Source organism: Paraburkholderia sp. EG286B (genome assembly GCF_040965655.1).
Taxonomy (GTDB): Bacteria; Pseudomonadota; Gammaproteobacteria; order Burkholderiales; family Burkholderiaceae; genus Paraburkholderia.
This window is the reverse complement of record NZ_JBFRCF010000258.1, coordinates 1-255: the sequence shown is the minus strand read 5'-3', so window position 1 is coordinate 255 and position 255 is coordinate 1. Positions and strand designations below refer to the sequence as shown.

Sequence of the window (255 nt, the reverse complement as noted above, 5' to 3'; positions counted from 1 at the left end):
TGCGGCTCAAGATGCCCGCTTCGAGGTCAGGGAAAAGCCGTTTCGCCTCGGCGGTCAGATCGCTTTCGATCCAGCCAGGCAGCAACGTGTTGACCTGAATGTTATGAGGTGCCCATTCCACAGCCCATGCTTTGCCGAGCTGCACGATTCCGCCCTTGCTGGCCGCATAGGCCGAACCGTAGGTCGTGCCGAACAGGGAGAGCATCGAGCCGATATTGATAATCGTGCCGCCACCTGCGCGCGTGAACGCACCAT

General features: G+C 60.0%; 1 protein-coding gene. It reads right to left on the bottom strand.

Annotation, left to right across the window (positions count from 1 at the left end; genetic code table 11):
- Positions 1-255 (bottom strand): SDR family NAD(P)-dependent oxidoreductase (locus AB4Y42_RS44665; RefSeq protein WP_368697950.1); only part of this gene is annotated, 255 nt, incomplete at both ends.